The sequence below is a fragment of the Amaricoccus sp. genome (genome assembly GCF_017993425.1).
Taxonomy (GTDB): Bacteria; Pseudomonadota; Alphaproteobacteria; order Rhodobacterales; family Rhodobacteraceae; genus Amaricoccus.
Map to the genome: position 1 here is coordinate 1 of NZ_JAGOMQ010000101.1, position 2,596 is coordinate 2,596.

The following is a 2,596-nucleotide window of genomic DNA, read 5'->3' on the forward strand; positions in this document are numbered from 1 at the left end:
GCCCGCCCCGATCCACCTCGCCTCGCCGCCGCCGCCGCGCTACCCTCGCTCCGCCATGTACGAAGCGGAGCCGCTGACCGTGTCCGCCGCCGAGCGCGAGCTCGACGGCCTGCCCCTCGTGCCGTGCCTGGCCGGCTCGCTCGCGTACATCAAGGAAGTGCGCGACAAGTGCCTCGGCGCCGGCATCCCGGCCATGGCCGCGGCGCCCGCGCCCGGCCGTGGTTGAGGCGTCAAGGCACACCTCCTGGTCGAGGAGGACGACGTGGCCCGGGTCGCGGCCGTGCTGCGCAGCGAGTGGAGCTCGGCCCTCGCCCGCGAGGGCGTCGCGCCCGTGACCGCCCGCCCCGCGCCCACCACCGGCGACGACCTACCCTGCCCCGCCTGCGGCACCGCCGCCCCCCTCGTCGCCGGCGCCTGCTCCGACTGCGGCCTCCAGCTCGACGACGCCCCCGCCGCCTCGTGCGGCACCGGCGGCTGCGGCCCAAAGGGCTGCGGCTAGCAGGACGCCGACAAACGCGGTGCAGCCGCGTTCTTTCAGTGGGGCATCCCGGCCAGTGAGACCTGCGACGAGGCGCCCCCCGCCGGCTTGCACGGCGACGGTAGGCGACTACCGCGAGTGTTTCGCCGCATCTTCGCGAAGTCAGACGACGAGATCTGCACGTCGGGAGCGCCACCGCCGGCCGCCTGTGAACGACCGCTCTCGCCGGCGTGTAACTGAAGCCGTGGGCGCCATGGCCGAACGATCCCAGCTTCGCTGAGCGCATGCGCCAGCAAGACGTGGCCCGGGTCGCTGGCCGAAGGTCAATCGGCGGCCAACGAGAGCGGGATGCGCTCGGTGCGCAACTCGACCAGGCCGTCCCAGCCGACAGTGCGGCGGATGGCGTAGACCTCGAGCGCCGTGTCCCAGAGGCACCGTTCGTTTCGCCACCGGTAGCCGCCGCGCGCGACCGGCTCGGTGGTGTCCACCTCCCAGAACTCGTCGGACTTGCCGAGGACGGCGAACAGCCCGACGCCCTCGACCACCGTCGCCGGGATGATGGCGGCGTCGATCCCGGTGCAGGCCGGATCGTGGAATCGCGGCTCCGCCCACTCGCTCGGAGCACAGAACAGGCGGCCGTCCCCAGGGCCCTGCCGCGAACACGGCCGACCGGTGCCGGCTTCCTCGAAGGTCATGCCCGGGGTCGCGATCGCCACGTCATCGAGCTCGAAGCGACTCGTGCGGACCCGGCCCGCCTCGTCGCCGGGCACCGGCAGCGGCGCGGATGGCCAGCTCTCGCTGGTTGCCAGCTGGTAGAAGTCCATGCCCTCGAACTCCGTCGCCACCTGACAGCGTCCGTCGATGATCGCATACACCGGGCCAACCGACTCCCATGGATCGACGAGTTGCCTCGACAGGAACTCCGCGCCTTCGAAGAACCTGCGGGCGATCACCGCGTCGATCCGGCAGCGCGACTCAGACGGGAAGTGACCGAACATGCCGACGGTGCAGGCCGCGTCGGCGAACGCCCACGGCTCGAGGCTGGGCCCCTCCACATGCCGCCACGGCAGCCACTGCGTCGGCAGCGCGTTGCCGGACGGCACGTACGGCGTGACCGGTCGACCCTCCCACCAGCCGCCGAACGGCACGACTCCACCGTCATCCGTGATCAACTCGAACTGCCCGCCCCTTCCGCTGGCGCCAGGCCGCTGCCGTGGCACGGCGCGCATGAAGTCGCCGCTCGCGGGATCGTCGCAGCTGGCGACAGCCCCAGCGGGCAGGCACCGATACTCGTCGCCGAGGTTCTTCCAGCCACAGTCGACGTCGAGGCCAGTGTCATACCAGGACAAGACACTCCTGGCCTGGTCCGCGATCTGCGCGTTGGCCAGGATGCATCGCCCGCGGCCGCCCTGGCACAGGTCGTTGTCGCCGCAGCCTGAGTTCCCTGCGCCGAGCAACAACACCGCAGCCGCCGCGCCCAGGCGATGCCGTGGCACCGCGCGCACGAAGTTGCCAGCCGAGAGATCGCGGACGCTCGGGGGACCGAAACGAGCATCGATCTCCGCGGACAACGCCTCGAACGAGGCCAGGGTCGGCGCGCGCCAGGCAACCTGCTGCAGCACCTCGAGCATCGGCATGACGGTCTCCCACGCCTTTGATACCACGGGTCGGTGGATGCGCCGTGTTCGGAGCGGCGCTGCTCGACCGCGCGTACTCCTTGATCTCATGGCGCCGCCCCGAAGCAGGGCCGGTCACACTCAGCGACGCCCACGTCATGGTCGTGACGCCCACGTCATGGTCGTGACGACCCCACGTCATGGTCGTGACGACCTGATCGGAGCAGGGTCGAAACGCGGTTGCCGCGGCCAAGCGGGCGAGATCGCAGGGGGGCGCGTGTCCGGGAGTGGGCGGTGACCGGACGGGCGCCCACGTCATGGTCGTGACGACCCGATCGGAGCAGGGTCGAACCGCGGTTGCCGCGGCCAAGCGGTCGAAATCGCAGGGGGCGCGTGTCCGGGAGTGGGCGGCGGGCGGACGGGCCGGACGGGAGTGTCCGGTGGGCCGGACGGGTCGGAGCGCAAGGGTGCGGAAGGAGAAGAAAGGTTCGGCGGTGGGCGA

Annotated in this window: 3 protein-coding genes; 2 read left to right on the plus strand and 1 reads right to left on the minus strand. The window is 71.6% G+C overall.

The window, feature by feature from the left end:
* The coding region (locus tag KBB57_RS20085) for a hypothetical protein (protein WP_290754196.1) at nucleotides 1-226 on the plus strand (226 nt) is incomplete at its 5' end.
* 36 nt (nucleotides 227-262) lie between these two features.
* Entirely contained in the window at nucleotides 263-499 is a 237-nt protein-coding gene (locus KBB57_RS20090; RefSeq protein WP_290754198.1) for a hypothetical protein, read from the plus strand.
* A 302-nt stretch (nucleotides 500-801) separates the two neighbouring features.
* On the opposite strand, the gene KBB57_RS20095 is transcribed toward KBB57_RS20090, so the two are convergent.
* Entirely contained in the window at nucleotides 802-2,115 is a 1,314-nt protein-coding gene (locus KBB57_RS20095) for a hypothetical protein (protein WP_290754201.1), read from the minus strand.
* Between the last annotated feature and the right edge of the window lie 481 nt (nucleotides 2,116-2,596).